Origin of the sequence: Streptomyces sp. NPDC005017 (assembly GCF_042873115.1) — a bacterium.
Classification (GTDB): domain Bacteria; phylum Actinomycetota; class Actinomycetes; order Streptomycetales; family Streptomycetaceae; genus Streptomyces.
Map to the genome: position 1 here is coordinate 72,999 of NZ_JBIALD010000008.1, position 14,523 is coordinate 87,521.

At 70.2% G+C, this 14,523-nt stretch carries 17 protein-coding genes; 12 read left to right on the top strand and 5 right to left on the bottom strand.

Annotated elements, in window-relative coordinates; translation table 11 throughout:
• Positions 1-607: 607 nt before the first annotated feature.
• The 11 genes from ACFYR0_RS14405 (at position 608) to ACFYR0_RS14455 (ending at position 9,781) form a co-directional block, all read left to right on the top strand.
• On the top strand, positions 608-1,666 hold the full coding sequence (locus ACFYR0_RS14405) for a hypothetical protein (RefSeq protein WP_389326466.1): 1,059 nt from the start codon (positions 608-610) through the stop codon (positions 1,664-1,666).
• The gene (locus tag ACFYR0_RS14410; RefSeq protein WP_389326469.1) at positions 1,663-2,418 is read left to right on the top strand and encodes an ATP-binding protein; all 756 of its coding nucleotides are present in this window, start codon (positions 1,663-1,665) and stop codon (positions 2,416-2,418) included. Before ACFYR0_RS14405 ends, ACFYR0_RS14410 begins: the two co-directional genes overlap by 4 nt.
• Positions 2,419-2,551: 133 nt before the next feature.
• Positions 2,552-3,199 (top strand): WhiB family transcriptional regulator, encoded by a 648-nt coding sequence (locus ACFYR0_RS14415; protein ID WP_389326472.1) that lies wholly within the window; start codon positions 2,552-2,554, stop codon positions 3,197-3,199.
• The gene (locus tag ACFYR0_RS14420) at positions 3,196-4,953 is read left to right on the top strand and encodes a hypothetical protein (protein WP_389326475.1); all 1,758 of its coding nucleotides are present in this window, start codon (positions 3,196-3,198) and stop codon (positions 4,951-4,953) included. The genes ACFYR0_RS14415 and ACFYR0_RS14420 overlap by 4 nt, the downstream gene beginning before the upstream one ends.
• Positions 4,954-4,967: 14 nt before the next feature.
• Positions 4,968-5,141: a hypothetical protein gene (locus tag ACFYR0_RS14425; protein ID WP_389326478.1), complete on the top strand. Its 174-nt coding sequence runs from the start codon at positions 4,968-4,970 to the stop codon at positions 5,139-5,141.
• A 135-nt stretch (positions 5,142-5,276) separates the two neighbouring features.
• Positions 5,277-5,480, top strand: a complete 204-nt coding sequence (locus ACFYR0_RS14430; RefSeq protein WP_389326480.1) for a hypothetical protein — start codon at positions 5,277-5,279, stop codon at positions 5,478-5,480.
• A 305-nt stretch (positions 5,481-5,785) separates the two neighbouring features.
• A complete protein-coding gene (locus ACFYR0_RS14435; protein ID WP_389326483.1) occupies positions 5,786-6,136 on the top strand; it encodes a plasmid mobilization protein in 351 nt (116 codons plus the stop codon).
• Positions 6,133-7,863: a relaxase/mobilization nuclease domain-containing protein gene (locus tag ACFYR0_RS14440; RefSeq protein WP_389326486.1), complete on the top strand. Its 1,731-nt coding sequence runs from the start codon at positions 6,133-6,135 to the stop codon at positions 7,861-7,863. The genes ACFYR0_RS14435 and ACFYR0_RS14440 overlap by 4 nt, the downstream gene beginning before the upstream one ends.
• Before the next feature lie 83 nt (positions 7,864-7,946).
• Entirely contained in the window at positions 7,947-8,393 is a 447-nt protein-coding gene (locus ACFYR0_RS14445; RefSeq protein ID WP_389326489.1) for a hypothetical protein, read from the top strand.
• A gap of 91 nt (positions 8,394-8,484) precedes the next feature.
• Positions 8,485-9,177, top strand: coding sequence for a hypothetical protein (locus ACFYR0_RS14450; protein ID WP_389326492.1), 693 nt, complete (start codon positions 8,485-8,487; stop codon positions 9,175-9,177).
• A 175-nt stretch (positions 9,178-9,352) separates the two neighbouring features.
• A complete protein-coding gene (locus ACFYR0_RS14455) occupies positions 9,353-9,781 on the top strand; it encodes an NUDIX domain-containing protein (protein ID WP_389326495.1) in 429 nt (142 codons plus the stop codon).
• 184 nt (positions 9,782-9,965) lie between these two features.
• On the opposite strand, the gene ACFYR0_RS14460 is transcribed toward ACFYR0_RS14455, so the two are convergent.
• The 5 genes from ACFYR0_RS14460 to ACFYR0_RS14480 all read right to left on the bottom strand — a co-directional run bounded on the left by ACFYR0_RS14460 (position 9,966) and on the right by ACFYR0_RS14480 (position 12,966).
• Entirely contained in the window at positions 9,966-10,859 is an 894-nt protein-coding gene (locus ACFYR0_RS14460) for a hypothetical protein (protein ID WP_389326498.1), read from the bottom strand.
• Between the two features lie 50 nt (positions 10,860-10,909).
• Complete coding sequence (locus tag ACFYR0_RS14465) at positions 10,910-11,272, bottom strand: hypothetical protein (RefSeq protein ID WP_389326501.1); 363 nt, start codon at positions 11,270-11,272, stop codon at positions 10,910-10,912.
• Between the two features lie 164 nt (positions 11,273-11,436).
• Positions 11,437-12,123, bottom strand: coding sequence for a DUF317 domain-containing protein (locus ACFYR0_RS14470; protein ID WP_389326504.1), 687 nt, complete (start codon positions 12,121-12,123; stop codon positions 11,437-11,439).
• Between the two features lie 75 nt (positions 12,124-12,198).
• Positions 12,199-12,483 carry a hypothetical protein gene (locus ACFYR0_RS14475; protein WP_389327074.1) on the bottom strand — a complete coding sequence of 95 codons (285 nt, stop codon included), beginning with the start codon at positions 12,481-12,483 and terminating at the stop codon, positions 12,199-12,201.
• 123 nt (positions 12,484-12,606) lie between these two features.
• Positions 12,607-12,966, bottom strand: a complete 360-nt coding sequence (locus ACFYR0_RS14480; protein WP_389326507.1) for a DUF317 domain-containing protein — start codon at positions 12,964-12,966, stop codon at positions 12,607-12,609.
• Positions 12,967-13,387: 421 nt separating this feature from the next.
• Here ACFYR0_RS14480 and ACFYR0_RS14485 point away from each other — a divergent pair, with 421 nt between their 5' ends.
• Positions 13,388-14,221, top strand: coding sequence for a PIG-L family deacetylase (locus ACFYR0_RS14485; protein ID WP_389326510.1), 834 nt, complete (start codon positions 13,388-13,390; stop codon positions 14,219-14,221).
• Positions 14,222-14,523: the final 302 nt, after the last annotated feature.

The following is a 14,523-nucleotide window of genomic DNA, read 5'->3' on the forward strand; positions in this document are numbered from 1 at the left end:
GCTCCATCTGCGTGTCCGGGGCCGGTAGCGCCCCGCCCTGCAGCGGGCATCCCGTTCTCTCCATCCCCGTCAGGAAGTCCGAGCTATGCCGCAGCACCTCTTAAGCCGAGCGGCCAGCCCGCTCGAGGCGTGCGCCGTGTGACTCCGGGGACCGCCGCCCCTTCGCTTCGCTCCGCCTCCTCGGCCCGCCCTCGGCGGCGCCGCGACAAGTTGTAGAGGATTCAAGAGCTAAGTCTGGATGTCGTGCCAGGTCACACGTATGTTGCTGGTCCCCCCGCGGGGCACCGGCCCCGCGACCTGCACGAGAGGAGAAGCGTTGCGACGCGCACCGCCCCGAGCACAGGGCTACGGCTCTGAAAACAGCGTCGGCGCCTGAGAGCGTGCAACTCACAGACGCCGATCGCGAGATGACACTCCTGCCTGTCCAAGGGCGGGAGATTCACCCATCACCGCACCGGCCCTTTCCACGGGGCGTACCGGCGCGGGCTCACTTCACAGGAGAGTTTCGCATGTCGACTGCCCTGCGCAAAAGGCCACTGTGCCTGGCCGGCGCGGCAGACTGTGCCCCTTCCACCCCGTCGGTGCAGCGGAGTGGCGGTGATGCCTGATGGCACGCATCCGCACCGTCAAGCCCGAGATGTTCGAGTCGGAGTCGCTGGCCGAGTGCTCGGTTACCGCCATGCTCACCTTCATCGGGCTGCTGACGCAGGCCGATGACTCCGGCCGTCACCGCGACCACCCGGCGATCATCGCCGGTCGGCTGTGGGCCCTGCGCCCGGAGCACACCGCCGCACACGTCGCCCAGGACCTGGAGGAGCTGGCCACCGCTGGGCTGATCTGCCGCTACACGGGCTGTGACGGGCGTACGTGGCTCCACGTCGTGACGTGGGAGCAGCACCAGAAGATCAACAAGCCCACGGCGTCCCGTGTGTCGCGCTGCCCCAGTCACCAGGGCAATCAGCCGTGCGGCAAGTGCCAGACCGGAGATTGTCCCACGGCGCGCACGGAGGGTTCCGTGACGTCTCCCGGAAACCTCCGGGAGGACTACGGGAGCCTGCAGGGAGCGGTGCACAGCCCCGTTCCCGCCGCCACCGCCCCCGCCGAGTCCACCGCCGCCGCCGGTGAACCTGCGTCTGTGCCTCCCGACGGGCTCGCTGCCCCTGCTGCGGCACCGTCCGGGAAAACTGCAGGTCGGGCGGCATTCCCGGAGGACTCCGGGAGGACTACGGGAGGACTACCGGAAGACTCCCGCTCTGGATCTAGGATCTTGGATCCTGGATCTTTCCTTACGGGGCGCGAGGCGCCCGCACCCGACTCCGTCTCCGGATCAATCTCCGCCAAGGACCTGGTGGCCGAGTACATCCGGGACTGCTCGCGCCGACCGCCGGAGGACTTCCTCAGGCTGCTGGGGCGCAAGGTCAAGGTCCTGCTGGACGAGCGCTTCGAGCCGCAGGACATCCGCGTAGCGCTGGAGCGGCTGCGGGCCAAGGGGCTGCACCCGAGCGTGCTGCCGAGCCTGGTGAATGAGGTCGTCAACGCTGCCCCGCAGGCTGCCTCGGTGCCGTCGTCCGCCTCCGGCGCGGGGCCCTGGGCCAGCACCAGCACGTCCCGCTACACGCCGTACCTCAACCCGACCGAGCCGACGACGTTCGGAGGCCGGCTGTGACCCGCGCGCACCTCGCCGACCCGCAGCCCGCCATCGGGGAGCGGCTTCGTGCCCGCCTGGAGGCGAAGCTGGCCGAGCGCGGCATCGACCCGACCGCAGCGCTGCCGGACACCCCGGAGCCGATCCCGGCCCTGGAAGCCGCGCAGGAGCGCATCCCGGTCGACTACCGCGACGCCGTGGTCGAGCACCCCGACGTCGCCGCCTGGGTGCGCACCATCACCGAGGCGGCCGTCGAGCCGAACGCGGGCGGACTCAACCCGCACTTCGGCACGGCCGGGCGCCGGCGGATCGCCCACGGCCCGTCGCTGCTGCTGTGGGGTGACACCGGGGCCGGCAAGACCCACCAGGCGTACGGGGCGATCCGGGCCCTGACCGCCGCCGGGTGCGGCGTGACCTGGCACGCGGCCACCGCCGCCGACCTGTATGCCGACATGCGCCCGCGGGCCGGTGTGGATCCGGAGCACATGCTGCGCCGGATCGTGCGGGTGCCGCTGCTGCTGCTCGACGACCTCGGCGCCGCCAAGGGCTCGGAGTGGACGGAGGAGATCACCTTCCGGCTGGTGAACTGGCGCTGCCAGAATCGCCTGCCGACGATCTTCACCACGAACCTGCCGCCCGTCCGCGACCGCAGCGTGCCCCCGCAGCAGCCGGTCCTCCGCGACAAGATCGGCGACCGCGTCCTGTCCCGCCTGTCCGGCATGTGCACGCCGGTCCACTTCACCGGCCCGGACCGCCGCTTCCTACGCCGCTGAAGCCCGGCCCCTCCCCCTGACGCCACCTCCGGTGCGGCACCGCCGCGCCCTCACCCCGCCTCATCACCGCGCCGCGCCGTATCCACCCGCCGTCGGCACCGCGCGCCCCACCGAGGCGTACCCGGAGACTTCCTTGCGCACCATCACCACGAACGGCACCGCGCGCCCGACGCTGCGCGGGATCGCCGACCACAGCTGGCACGCCCGGGGCCTGTGCTACGGCATGACCGCCGAGGACGCCGACGAGCTGTTCTTCCACGCTCCCCGCAGCCACGCGGCCATCGCCGAGGCCAAGTCCATCTGCGGCCGGTGCCCGGTCAAGAAGGACTGCTTCAACTACGCCCTCGACAACGAAATCCGCCACGGCATGTGGGGCGGGCTGACCGAGGCCGAACGCCGCCCCTGGCACGCCAGGGTCAGCAAGCGCCTGGACTACAGCCGCGTACTCGCCGCCTTCCAGGGACGCGTCGTGCACCTCAGCGAAGCCGAGCGCGAAGCCGTGGTCCGTCACGCCTACGCCCGCGGATGGACGGTCGAACGCCTCGCCTACACGCTCCAGCTCGAACTCGAATGGGCCAAAGACCTGATGCGACAGGCCGCCCACGACGTCACCGACCGCGACCGCTACTGGGGCCTGTACGACGAGGAGACCGACGCCACCGACGAGGAGCACCCCCAGGACGAGGGCGAGGACGGCGACGAGTCCGAGGTGACCGCCTCGCCCGTGCCCCGCCAGGTGCACACCACTTCCCTGATCGCCGCGCTCGGAAAGGCAGCATGACCCACCCCATCGCCCTCCGTCTGGCCGGCGTCTCCATCGACCTCGCACACCTGCTCACCGCCGCCGCAGCCCTTGCGGGCCTCGCCGTGCTCGCAGGCGGCTGGCTCACTGTGCGCCGCCGTCGCGGCGCGGGCACGGCCCGGTCGTCCACCCCAGCAGTGTGGGTCGCTGCCCTGGCCGCAATCGGCTGCACCGTCTACAGCGCCGACACCAGCTGGCGGTTCGCCGCCGACTACCTCGACATGGCCGGCACCGCCGAGCGCGCCGCAATGTTCGCCGCCGCCGAACTCGCCCTGTTCGCCACCGCGCTGATGGCCCGCCAGAACCTCGCCACCCAGGGCACCCCGGGCCTCCCCGGAACCCTGGTCTGGATCATCACCGGCGTGCAGGTGATCCCCGCCTACGCAGAATCCGGCCCGGTCGGCGGAACCGTACGGGCCTTCGTCGGCCCCATGCTGGCGGCGATGCTGTGGCACCAGGCCATGGGCATCGAGCTGCGGCTGCGCAAGCCCGGCGCCGCCTCGCACGGCATCCTGGCCGTCCTCGGCCGCGAAGCACGCGAACGCCTGCTCTCCCGCCTCGGCATCGCCAGGCGCGACCGCGACGCCGCCCAGATCACCCGTGACCGCGCCACCGCACGCGCGGTCACCCTGGCCACCCGGCTTGCCGGACTGTCCCCGCAGCAGCGCACGAACCGGCGCGGCAAACGGATCACACGGCGCCTGGAGTCCGCCCTCGGACGCTCCGGCGTCGGTAGCGACCCCCAGCAGCTGCGCACGTTCCTCGACCAACTGGCCGCGCGGCGGCATGCCGCCGCGCTCGCCACGGTCGATCTGCCCTCGCCCTGGACACAGCCGTCACGGGACGCCGAGTGCGGGGACCACGGTCCCCTGCCCCTCACCGGAGGGACGCCAGACGCGGACCGCCCGGTCCCCCAGCGCTCGGTCCCCGCCACCGACGCCTCACCGGAGGGGGACGGTGGCGCAGGGGGCCACGGGGACCCGGTCCCGGGGACCGACCCCATCCCGAGCGGGGACCGTCCCGCCGCCGTCCCCAAGTCCGGGGACCGGCAATCGGCCGGGGACCTGGGCACCACAGTGGACCGGGACGGGGACGCCGCCAGCGAAGCTGCGAACGGGGACCAAGGCAACGCGGTCCCCGGGACCGACAGCGCGGAACAACACGCTGAGGCGAGCGAGGAACGCGGGGACAAACCCGCAGCTCAGGCCGAGAGTAGCCCGTCCCCGGCGTCGGACCTCAGCAGCGGGGACCACGCAGACTCGCTCGCCGAAACGGGGACCGGGACCACCGGGGACCGTCCCCAATCGGTCCCCGGCAACGGGCACCGCGATGCCGAAGCGGGGACCGAGCCCAACCGGGACCGTCCCCATCCGGTCCCCGACGACGGGGACCGAGGAGAGCCCGGCTCTGAAACGGGGACCGAACCCACCGGGGACCGTCCCCAAAAGGCCCACTCGCACAGGCGACCGAAGGCGTCCCGGAACCGGTCCCGCACCGGCCAGGGCAAGCCGTCCCGGAGGCAGCGGCCGACTGTGGAGCAGCTCGTCGCCCAACTCCGTCCCCATGTACCCGCGTTGCTGGAACGGGACGGGAATGCCGAGGTCACGCGCACGCAGCTCAGGGAGATCATGCGCGCCCACGACATCGGCATCCGCAACGACCGGCTGACACCGGTCCTGGACCGCCTGCGCCGTGAAACGGCCACGTCCACCAAGAAGAGGAGCACACGGTGAAGACGTGCCCGCGCATGTCGCATATCAGGTCCGACTTCGAGAGGGACATCCGCTTCCTGACCGCCTACGCGGAGCGCAACGCCGGCACCCCGCCGGCCAAGACCAGCGCGAAACAGGCGATCACGGTGAAACGCAACATGGCCAGGGCCATGAGCCGCCACTTCGCGCGCTGCCCCGAGTGCGGCTAACAACCTGAAAGAAGCAGGTCAGGCCCACGCGGAGCCACCCTCATCGCTCAGGTAGCCCGGCCCCGCGTCGGGCTACCCGCCCAGCTTCAGGAGACACCCCCTGTGATTCACCGCCCTGCTCACCCATCCCCACGCATGGCCGCCGAGGCGGATGCCTGGGCGATCGTCCTGGTCCGCCGACGGTTTATGCACGCCATGGTGCGCCTCCCGAGCGGCCAATGGCTCGTCCAGCACAAGCCCGAGGAGCCCGTCCGGCTCCTCACCGGGCCGGCCGACGTCCTCGATCTGGCCGCCACCGTGCAGCATCATCTCCGCACCACGAGGCCCGACTTCCGATGACGAACCCGACTGACAACGGCACCACCCCGGAACCTGCTCTCGATCCCAACTCGACCCCATCGCGAGCAAGTTATCCCAAATGTAGTACTCCCGTCGGTACTACATTTGAGTCACCCGCCCCGGGGGTGGCGGGAGCGGTCCAGCACCGGGGGGCGCTGGACCGGCGGGATGCGACCGAGGGCGGACCGCATCCCGAGGGAGAAGACACTCACTCGTGCCACAACCCCCACTGCGCCCACAGCGCTCCCAAGCCGCCGCCCGCACGCAACCGCCAGCGCCAGCCCAGCGCCAGCAAGCGAATCCACTTGATCGCCAGCCGCTTCAACGACGCAGAAAAGCAAGCCCTCATCGACGCCGCTGCCGCCTGCGCCATGACCCCGTCCGGGTTCCTCGCCCACGCCGCCCTCAGCGCCGCCCGCGACCTGACCCGCACCGCTGCCCAGGTCGCCGGCGAACGTGAGGTCATCGCGGAGCTGTTCGCCCTGCGCCGCCACCTCGCGCACGTCGGTAACAACGTCAACCAGGTGGCCAAGGCCGTGAATTCCGGTGCCGACGCCCGCCACGCCGAAGCAGTCCTCGACGCCGTCCACCGCGCCGCACGCCGCGTGGACGCCTTCACCGAGCACTACCTGGAAACCGAGACCCGAGCCGGATGATCCCCCGAGTCCACCAACGCGGCATGCGCACGATCGGCCTGCTGTACTACCTGTACGGGCCTGGCACCCACGAGGAGCACGTCGATCCTCACCTCGTCGCGGCCTGGGACCCGCTGGCCCCGGACCCCGGCCGCGACGCGAACGCTACGTACGCAGACCTGCAGCGGCTGCTGGACCAGCCCGTCGTGGGCATCGCCCAGCACCGTCGCCCCAAGAAACACGTTTGGCATCTGTCTGTGCGCGCCGCGCCGGACGACCCGATCCTGTCCGACGAGCAGTGGGCGGACATCGCCCGCCGCATGGTCTCGGCCACCGGCATCGCTCCGGACGGCGACGACGCCGGCTGCCGCTGGGCAGCCGTACGCCACGCTGACGACCACATCCACATCATCGCCACCACCGTGCGCGAGGACGGCCGCAAGGCCCGTCTTCACAACGACGCCGCCCGGTCCCAGGCTGAAGCCCGGCTGATCGAAGCCGAGTACGGCCTCAAGCAGCTCAACACCGGAGACGGAACGGCCGCCAGGCGCCCCACCAGCGCCGAGCGTCACAAGGCCGAACGCGAGGGCCGAGAGCGTCCCGCACGCGAGGAACTGCGCGAGACAGTGCGGCAGGCTGCGGCCGGGGCCGGGAGCGAGAGCGAGTTCTTCGACCGGCTGGCCGCCGCCGGTGTACTGATCCACAAGCGCGTCGCGCCGTCCGGTGACCTGCTCGGGTACAAGGTCGCGCTGCCCGACGACCGCAACGGGGACAAGGAGCCGGTGTTCTATGCGGGCTCCACGCTCGCACCGGACCTGTCCTTGCCGCAGATCCGCAAGCGCTGGTCCGGCGACGGCACTCCCAGCCCGGAGGACGAGGCACCGACGGACCACCGCGGGGGCCCTGTGCCGAGCGGTCCGGCCACAGCGCGGCGCCAGGCGGCCACGGCGGCATGGCAAGCGCTGCTGGTCATCGACCAGGGCGACGACGCGGTGGTGGCAGCGCAGATCGCCGCAGCCGGAGAAGTTCTTGACGCGCTCGCCAAGACCTCTGCCGCCCACACCCGTGCCCAACTGCGCGAGGCTGCCTTCGCGTTCGAGCGAGCCACCCGTTCCCACATCCAGGCCGAGCGCGGACACGACCGCGCCCTGCGCCAGGCCGCCCGCGACCTCGTCTACAGCGGGCCCGCACTCGGCCGCGGGGAGGACGGGGCCACCACGGCGATGCTGATCGACATGGCGTTCTTCCTCGTCACCGCCGCTGCTCACTGGCACGGCAAGAAGCAGCACGCCCAGCAGGCCACCGCCGCCCGCGAGACCGCCGAACACCTGCGCGCCGCCTACCAGGCCGCCGCCGGCATGCCCGTGGGCGTGCTGTACCAACGGGGCCGACGCCTGTCCCAGCCCTTGCTGCACAAGCAGATCGCGCACCTGCGCCAAGCGGTGCCCGAGCTGGCCGAGCAGGTCCTGGCCGAGTCAGGCTGGTACGCCCTGGCGGCCACCCTGGCCGACGCCGAGAGCGTGGGACACGACCCGGCCGCGCTGCTGGCCGAAGCCGCCGAGCGGCGGGAACTGGAAACCGCCGACGCGATCAGCGACGTGCTGGTGTGGCGGCTGCGGCGCATGGCGGATCTGCCCGCCGATGCCTCCACGATGCCCGAACCCGGCACCACTGCGGCAGCCCGGACCAGCGGGCGTACCGCGAAGGGTTCCACGCGCCGTACGGACCGGTCGCGCAAGCCCCGCTGATTCTGAATTTTCAACGTTGCGGCAGGTCAGATGCTTAGGGCACTCTCCATGGGCCCGCCAGACGACACAGGGATGGAGACCGCATGTTCCGACGACGTGCCCGCGAGGAGCGGGAATTCCGCAACGCTCAGCGTGAGGCGCTCGTGCTGCTCCAGATGCACGCACACGAGCCCTGGCCCGGTGACACTGTCCAGGCCAAACCCCCTGCCGCGGACGAAGCGGAGGCCGTGGTGCCGGACTTCCCGCCGGCCGACCTGCGGGCACCGTCGAGGCATGACGTCGAAGGCGTGATGATGCGCTGGATGCCCCCGCTCGTTATCAACGGCGAGGTCCACGCCTGCCCGCAGTGCGGCGCATACCGGGACTGGATCGTCTTCAACATGAACGACGACTCCGTGTGGCTGCGGTGCACCGCCGGCCACCAGGTGAAGGAGCCACGGCTGGACGCCGCCTGGTTCAACCGCAACTCCGGTCCCGTCGACCACTGGCACCCCACCCTTGAGGACGGCCTGCGCTTCCTCGGGCACTGACCCCGCGAACCCCTTTTCCTCCTTCGTACTGCCGGCACCGGAGGGCCGGCCCGGTCAGACCGTCCGCACCGTGCCACCAAGGGGTTTCCGCATGCGCCTGCACACCACGACCGTCCTCAGCCTCGGCCTCGTTGTCTTGGCCCTGGCCGGCTGCTCTAACACCACTTCCGCCGCCACCAACCCGGCATCCTCCACGCCCGCCTCCGCATCCCCGGAGGACAACAACGCCCCGGCGGCCACGCCGCTGTCCTCGGCCGCACTGGCCGAGCGGCTCCTGGACGCAAGCGACTTGGGCGAGGGCTACACCCGCAAGCCCGCGACCGTAAAGCGGCACGACGACGTCACCGTGATCGGCTGCCCCGCGCTGGCCGAGCTCGGTAGCCAGGCCGCGGCCGGCGGCAGCCTCGACTTCCCCCGCTCGGCGAAGGCGTCCTTCACCTACGCGGGTTCCAGCAACTCGGAGGTGTCCGAGGAGCTGTACAGCGACACGACCACGAAGCTGTCCACAGGCGTGGACCGGATCTTCAACGCAATGACGTCGTGCCCCAAGTACCAGGTGTCGGTGGGCAGCACGCTCATCGACATGCAGACCCGGAAGGCAGGTGCGCCCCGGCTCGGTGACGAGCGTTGGAGCCAGGTGCTCACCTACAACGCCGGCGGGCAGCGCAGCGTCGTCAAGCAAACCGCGATCCGCACCGGAACGATCCTGGTAGTCGTCTCCGGATCACCCTCTCTCGTCGATGCCCACCTCGCTAGCGCCGTGCGGACAGCGCTGGCACGCTGACCTAGGGCACACCGTCCTGCCCCGTCCCTCCCCTGCTTGTCAGAGGGGGCGGGGCATTCGTCATCCGGCGCTACCGTGTTCCCCGGACACCGCAGGGACGGTGAAACCCGTGGTGCGGCTCTGGCTTCGGGCCGTAGATCATCCGGATGCTGTCGTACGAGAAGAGGTCACCAGCGTGGCGGACGGTCCGGCGAAGACCCGCGGGTGCCTTGCGTTCGTCACCACGCCGCGCCATGAGGTCGTGCTGCAGTTGCGGGACGACAAGGCCGGCATCGGCTGGCCGGGGCACTGGTCGCTGCCCGGCGGTGGACGCGAGGCGGACGAGACGCCGCTCGAGACGATTCTGCGTGAATTGTTGGAAGAGACCGGCATCGTCCCGGACATCATCGAGGAAGCCGCGGTCACCGCGTACGAGAACGGTAAGACGCCGCCGCACGTGTTCGTCGCGGCATGGGACGGCGCCGAGAACGAGTTGGTCCTCGGCGAGGGCGAGGACCTGCGCCTGTTCCCACTCGACACACTGCCCGAGCCGATGCCGCCCCACGTCCGGCACTATGTCGAACAGCTCGTACGGCGCTTGCGACCACGGCGGCCGAAAGCCTGATCCCGCGCCCTCGCACCGTCCGGGTGCCTGCGAGTATCAGGAAGCACGGCGCGCCCTGGCTAATCGAAAACGGGCCCGGTTCCCCACCTTGGCGAAGGTGAGGGAACCGGGCCCTGGTGTTCTGGGTGACAGACGGCACGGTCGCTGCGGGAGAGCAGGCTGCCGCCTGTGGCGCCCTGCGGAGTCAGGGCAGCGTGGGCATGCCCGCTTCCGGCGTATCCGGCCGTTCGATGGCGAGCAGGCGGTCGTGGTGGATGCCCAGCTCCACGATCTCGTCGTCGGCAAGCACGTAGACGAGGACGGCGAGCCGTCGGCCCCGGGCGGGGCGGGTCACGGTCAGGACGTAATGCTGGTCCGGGCAGCCGGACAGCGTGTAGGCATCGCCGGGGTTGAGGTCGGCGGCACGGCCATGGAAGGTCTGAAGTTCCCGGCGCTGGTGCCACCAGCGGGCGCGTGTCCTCATGCGGGGAAGCGCTGCGTCCCGCCGGTCGCGCTCAATCCTCCATTCCTGGCGGCAGGGGGCGCATTCGTTGGTGGCGTCGGGGTTGGGGCCAGACAGCGGCGTCTTGCACAAGCCCATGGCGGAGGCGAGGTGGCGGCGGTGTCCGGTGACGAGGTTGCCGCGCCCGCTGGAAGCCCACAACAGATCCTCCTCGCGCGGGCATGAGCCAACGGAGAGCAGGCTCACCTCGCCCGCGAGACGGTGGAAACGCTCCAGAGCCGCCGCAAGAGCCGAGCAGTTGGCGCACACTCGCCGGGCCGAGGTCGGGCGGGCGTCGAGCGGTTTGCCGCAGTAGCCCATCAGATGACCCGGGATCGGCCGGTGAGCGATGGCACTCTTGCCGGTGCCGATGGCAGGCCGGAGATCGGGTTCGCCGCCGGGGTGCGGCTGCGTGGTGAGGATGAGCCAGGCTCGCGTACAGCTCTGGCACAGAGAGTGCGCCGTAGTTTCCGCGATCGGCGCGAGATCGGTCGAGTGCGTGACACACACCGTCAACGGCTGGGCGCCGATCATGACGCCGTGATGAGCGGTGCCGTTCGTGGGAGAGATGGACAGCCGGATCAGCGGCAGGGGCAAGCAGACCTCCAGGCAATCAGTGTGGGGCGGGCGTGTGACGAGGGGTGTCGTCACATGAAGTCGAAGCGGCCCGGCAGGGTGGCGAGAGTGTGTGCGTCTTCGGCCGCTCTGTCGGCCTCCGCCCAGGCGAGCGCGGCTGGGCAGGCGCCGTAGGCGCGCTCGTTCAGCTCTGCAGCCTCGGTGCACTGCCCGTCTTCGATGATGTAGCGGGTCACCGTCCGGACCAGGCCGGCGTCGGTGGGTGAGTCCGACACCAGCGACAGCACGGACGCCCCCCACCGATTACTCGCATCTGACAGGGCCTGGTCCACCAAGCGCGTCAGGCGGTCGAAGTGTTCCGCGCTCACCGGCCCGAGGGCGAGCTGGTTGCTGCCTAGGTAGAGGACTTCGGCGAGCGCTTCCTGGGCGACCATTGGGCGGATGACGTGCAGGTAGTGCCGGCCTGGTCCGGCCGCCGCGATGGCGTTGGCGAGCGCGAGCCGTCCAGGGGACAGGTGCGGAACGGACAGGTCGGAGTCCTTTCTCGGGGGCTACAGCCAAGGGCGACAACCCTGCGGCCAGCATGAGGAGTTCGTTGTCAGTCACGGCGCACGACGGTGAGCCGCTCCTGCGCGCCCTCCGGCAGGGTGCGCCGTGGCACGGGGACCGGAGAGGCGAGCGAGGCGGCGAAGACTGCGACCAGGTCGTGCGGGACGCTGGCGCTGAAGTTGGCGCACCACAGATAGGGGGCGCCCAGGATGGGTTCCGCCCATGCCTGCCAGCCCATCAGGTCGGGACGCGGATCAGCGTCCTGGATGAGCGGGGGCAGTTCCTCCAGCGACATGCTGGAGGCGAAGCCGGGGTCAGTGGCAGTCGTTCGGGGGCGGTCCACATCCCGGATCCAGCCCTGGGCGACGAGCGCGGCCATGACCGTGTTGGCGTCGTCGAACCCAGCATCGGGCATTTCGCGGGCGTCGAGCGCGACGAGGAGGTCGGCGAGCGCCTCGTGCGGGACGCCGGGGGTGAAGTAAGCGTTCCACTCCGTCATGGCGCTCGCGGCGTGGGGCCGGACGGATAGCTGCCAGGCCACCGGCAGTCCGCCGAGTTCGAAGGGGTAGCCGGCGAGGATCCACTCGGCGCCGCGGAGCTCGTCCGGGCTCACATACAGCAGGGTGTGGCGGGAGGTGGGCCACATGCGCCAGCCCATGCCGGTCAGCAGGTCGCCGATCCGCTCGGCGAGAGCGCCGTCGTCACCGGCCAGATGGCGCGGAGTGACCCAGTACACCGGGTCCGGCGAGTCGGGTTGGGAAGGGTCGGGGTGGTGCGGGTGCAGGGGCGCCTCCGTGTGGTCGTGGGGGATTCAGTTGCCGCCGTCGCGCGGCCCGGTCGCCTTGCGTCGGCGGTGTGAGGGAGCCTCGGTCGGCTCGTGCCAGGTGAGCTGGACGGCGATGTCCGGGGGCAGGTAGCCGATCTGGTCGGCGTCCTTGGCCTCGGCGATGAAGACCAGAGGGTTGCCGCTCTCGTCCTGGGAGGCGATCACCCCGCCAATGCGGTGGGCCATGGGAAAGAACGGATTGATGGCGAGCCGGGCCGGCGTGTCACGGTCACAGGCGGACAGAAGGTCGATGAGGTCACCGACGGTCATCTCGGGCAGGTGAGGGTCCACAGTTTTCTTCCTCGCAGTAGCGGGCAGGGGTGCCCCACAGACGGCAGGGCAGAGTACGTGGTGACGGACGACCCGGCGGCGTGCTGCGGGCAGCAATGCCGTTCAGAGCGACTGTGAGGTGGCCAGGACCTGGGCCACGGCGGCGGCGACGATGTCCGCCGGGGTCTCGGTGTCGAACGACATCCGGTACCCACGGGTCTTCGCGGTGCCGGTGACCGCGATCACCCAGCCCTCACCGTCGGTGCCGGGACGGCCCGTCGGGAACCAACCGAGGTAGAACCGCCCGTCCTTGCTGTTCACATGGACATCGGCGCGATCATCCACGACCAGTTTGAACTCGGCGTCTGTGAACTGGTCGGTCACCAACGTCGGCTGGCCGGGACCGAGTTGCCAGGAGCGCAGCCGCAGAGCCTCCACACTCGTGACGAATCCGGGCTGGGCAACCTCCACAGTCACCGGCATCACCTCTCTGACCTGGCACTTTTCTGGGGAGGCGTCTACGTTGACATGCCGTAGACGCGTTGGCCAGCCCCTTCCGCGATCTTTCCTGTCTGCCCCAGGCGAACTGTTGTAGGGTCTCAAACTTCGTGTCGGAATCTCATGGCGGGCGCCGGATGGAAGTCGGATCCGACGTGGCGCTGCGACGTGCAGGTCGCGCCTGTACCTCGAGCGCGTTGAAACGCCGACGCCTGGAAGGCCAAACGGCCGCGCCGGGAACAGCCGGTCCGGCCGACACGGTTGCATCGAGCGAGGGACCGGCGCCGCACGGGCGGGGAACTCGGAGGCCACAAGGTCGTCCGCCCCACCAGGATCCGGGCCCCAGGGTCGCGATACGCCCGCCGCGCACTTGGATCAAGACGTATTTCCGCAGGAGGACTGTTTCATGACTGACCGGCCCTTGACGCTCATGGCAGTACACGCCCACCCCGACGACGAGGCCACCGGTACCGGAGGGGTTCTCGCGCGGTACGCGGCAGAGGGCATCCGCACGGTACTCGTGACGTGTACCGACGGCGGTTGCGGTGACGGACCGGGGGGTGTCAAGCCGGGCGATCCCGGGCACGATCCGGCGGCGGTCGCCTTGATGCGCCGTCAAGAACTCAAGGCGAGCTGCGACGTCCTGAAGGTCAGCGATATGGAGATGCTGGACTATGCCGACTCCGGGATGACGGGCTGGCCGAGCAACAACGCCCCCGGATCCTTCTGGCAGACCCCCGTGCAGGAAGGCGCGGCCCGACTCGCGGAACTCATGCGGCACTACCGACCCGATGTGGTCGTCACCTACGACGAAAACGGCTTCTACGGCCACCCCGACCACATCCAGGCCCACCGCATCACCATGGCGGCGCTGGAGATGACCACGCTGACACCGAAGGTGTACTGGACCACGATGCCCCGCTCGATGATGCAACGGTTCGGCGAGATCATGCACGAGTTTCATGAGGACATGCCGGAGCCGGATCCTGCCGAGGCCGCCGCGATGGCCGAGATCGGCCTCCCCGACGATGAGATCACCACATGGGTGGACACCACCGCGTTCAGCGGCCAGAAGTTCGACGCCCTGGCCGCGCACGCCAGTCAGGGCGAGAACATCTTCTTCCTCAAGATGGGCAAGGAGAGGTTCGGCGAGCTGATGGGCATGGAGACCTACGTACGTGTCCAGGACACCACCGGCGCGGCCATACCCGAGAACGATCTCTTCGCCGGACTGCGCTGATCCGCCCATCCAGTCCGACCGGCCGGGAAAGCGCATCGACCGCACGGCGCGATCGAACGGTCACACACCCGGAGGCTTGTCCACGCGAGTTCCGCTCCGGCAGCCCGCGTCCAGGCCCTCGCCGACGGCGTCGACACGTGCCCGCACTTGCGACCCGACACCGCGCTCGTCACCAATGCACCTGGCAACCGCACAGGTGGGAGACCTGCGGGCTGCTGACTCGGAAGGCGCGCGACAGCCCAGGTCGCAAGCCCGGCGGTCTGCTCCGATCAAGTACGACAGGAGTTGAGACTCACAGGCCG

Excerpts from the sequence above, each read along its gene's own strand:
- ACFYR0_RS14405 (WP_389326466.1), top strand. The coding sequence starts at position 608 with ATGGCACGCATCCGCACCGTCAAGCCCGAGATGTTCGAGTCGGAGTCG.
- ACFYR0_RS14420 (WP_389326475.1), top strand. The coding sequence starts at position 3,196 with ATGACCCACCCCATCGCCCTCCGTCTGGCCGGCGTCTCCATCGACCTC.
- ACFYR0_RS14425 (WP_389326478.1), top strand. The coding sequence starts at position 4,968 with ATGTCGCATATCAGGTCCGACTTCGAGAGGGACATCCGCTTCCTGACC.
- ACFYR0_RS14430 (WP_389326480.1), top strand. The coding sequence starts at position 5,277 with ATGGCCGCCGAGGCGGATGCCTGGGCGATCGTCCTGGTCCGCCGACGG.
- ACFYR0_RS14440 (WP_389326486.1), top strand. The coding sequence starts at position 6,133 with ATGATCCCCCGAGTCCACCAACGCGGCATGCGCACGATCGGCCTGCTG.
- ACFYR0_RS14445 (WP_389326489.1), top strand. The coding sequence starts at position 7,947 with ATGTTCCGACGACGTGCCCGCGAGGAGCGGGAATTCCGCAACGCTCAG.
- ACFYR0_RS14450 (WP_389326492.1), top strand. The coding sequence starts at position 8,485 with ATGCGCCTGCACACCACGACCGTCCTCAGCCTCGGCCTCGTTGTCTTG.
- ACFYR0_RS14465 (WP_389326501.1), bottom strand. The coding sequence starts at position 11,272 with ATGGTCGCCCAGGAAGCGCTCGCCGAAGTCCTCTACCTAGGCAGCAAC.
- ACFYR0_RS14475 (WP_389327074.1), bottom strand. The coding sequence starts at position 12,483 with ATGACCGTCGGTGACCTCATCGACCTTCTGTCCGCCTGTGACCGTGAC.
- ACFYR0_RS14480 (WP_389326507.1), bottom strand. The coding sequence starts at position 12,966 with ATGCCGGTGACTGTGGAGGTTGCCCAGCCCGGATTCGTCACGAGTGTG.
- ACFYR0_RS14485 (WP_389326510.1), top strand. The coding sequence starts at position 13,388 with ATGACTGACCGGCCCTTGACGCTCATGGCAGTACACGCCCACCCCGAC.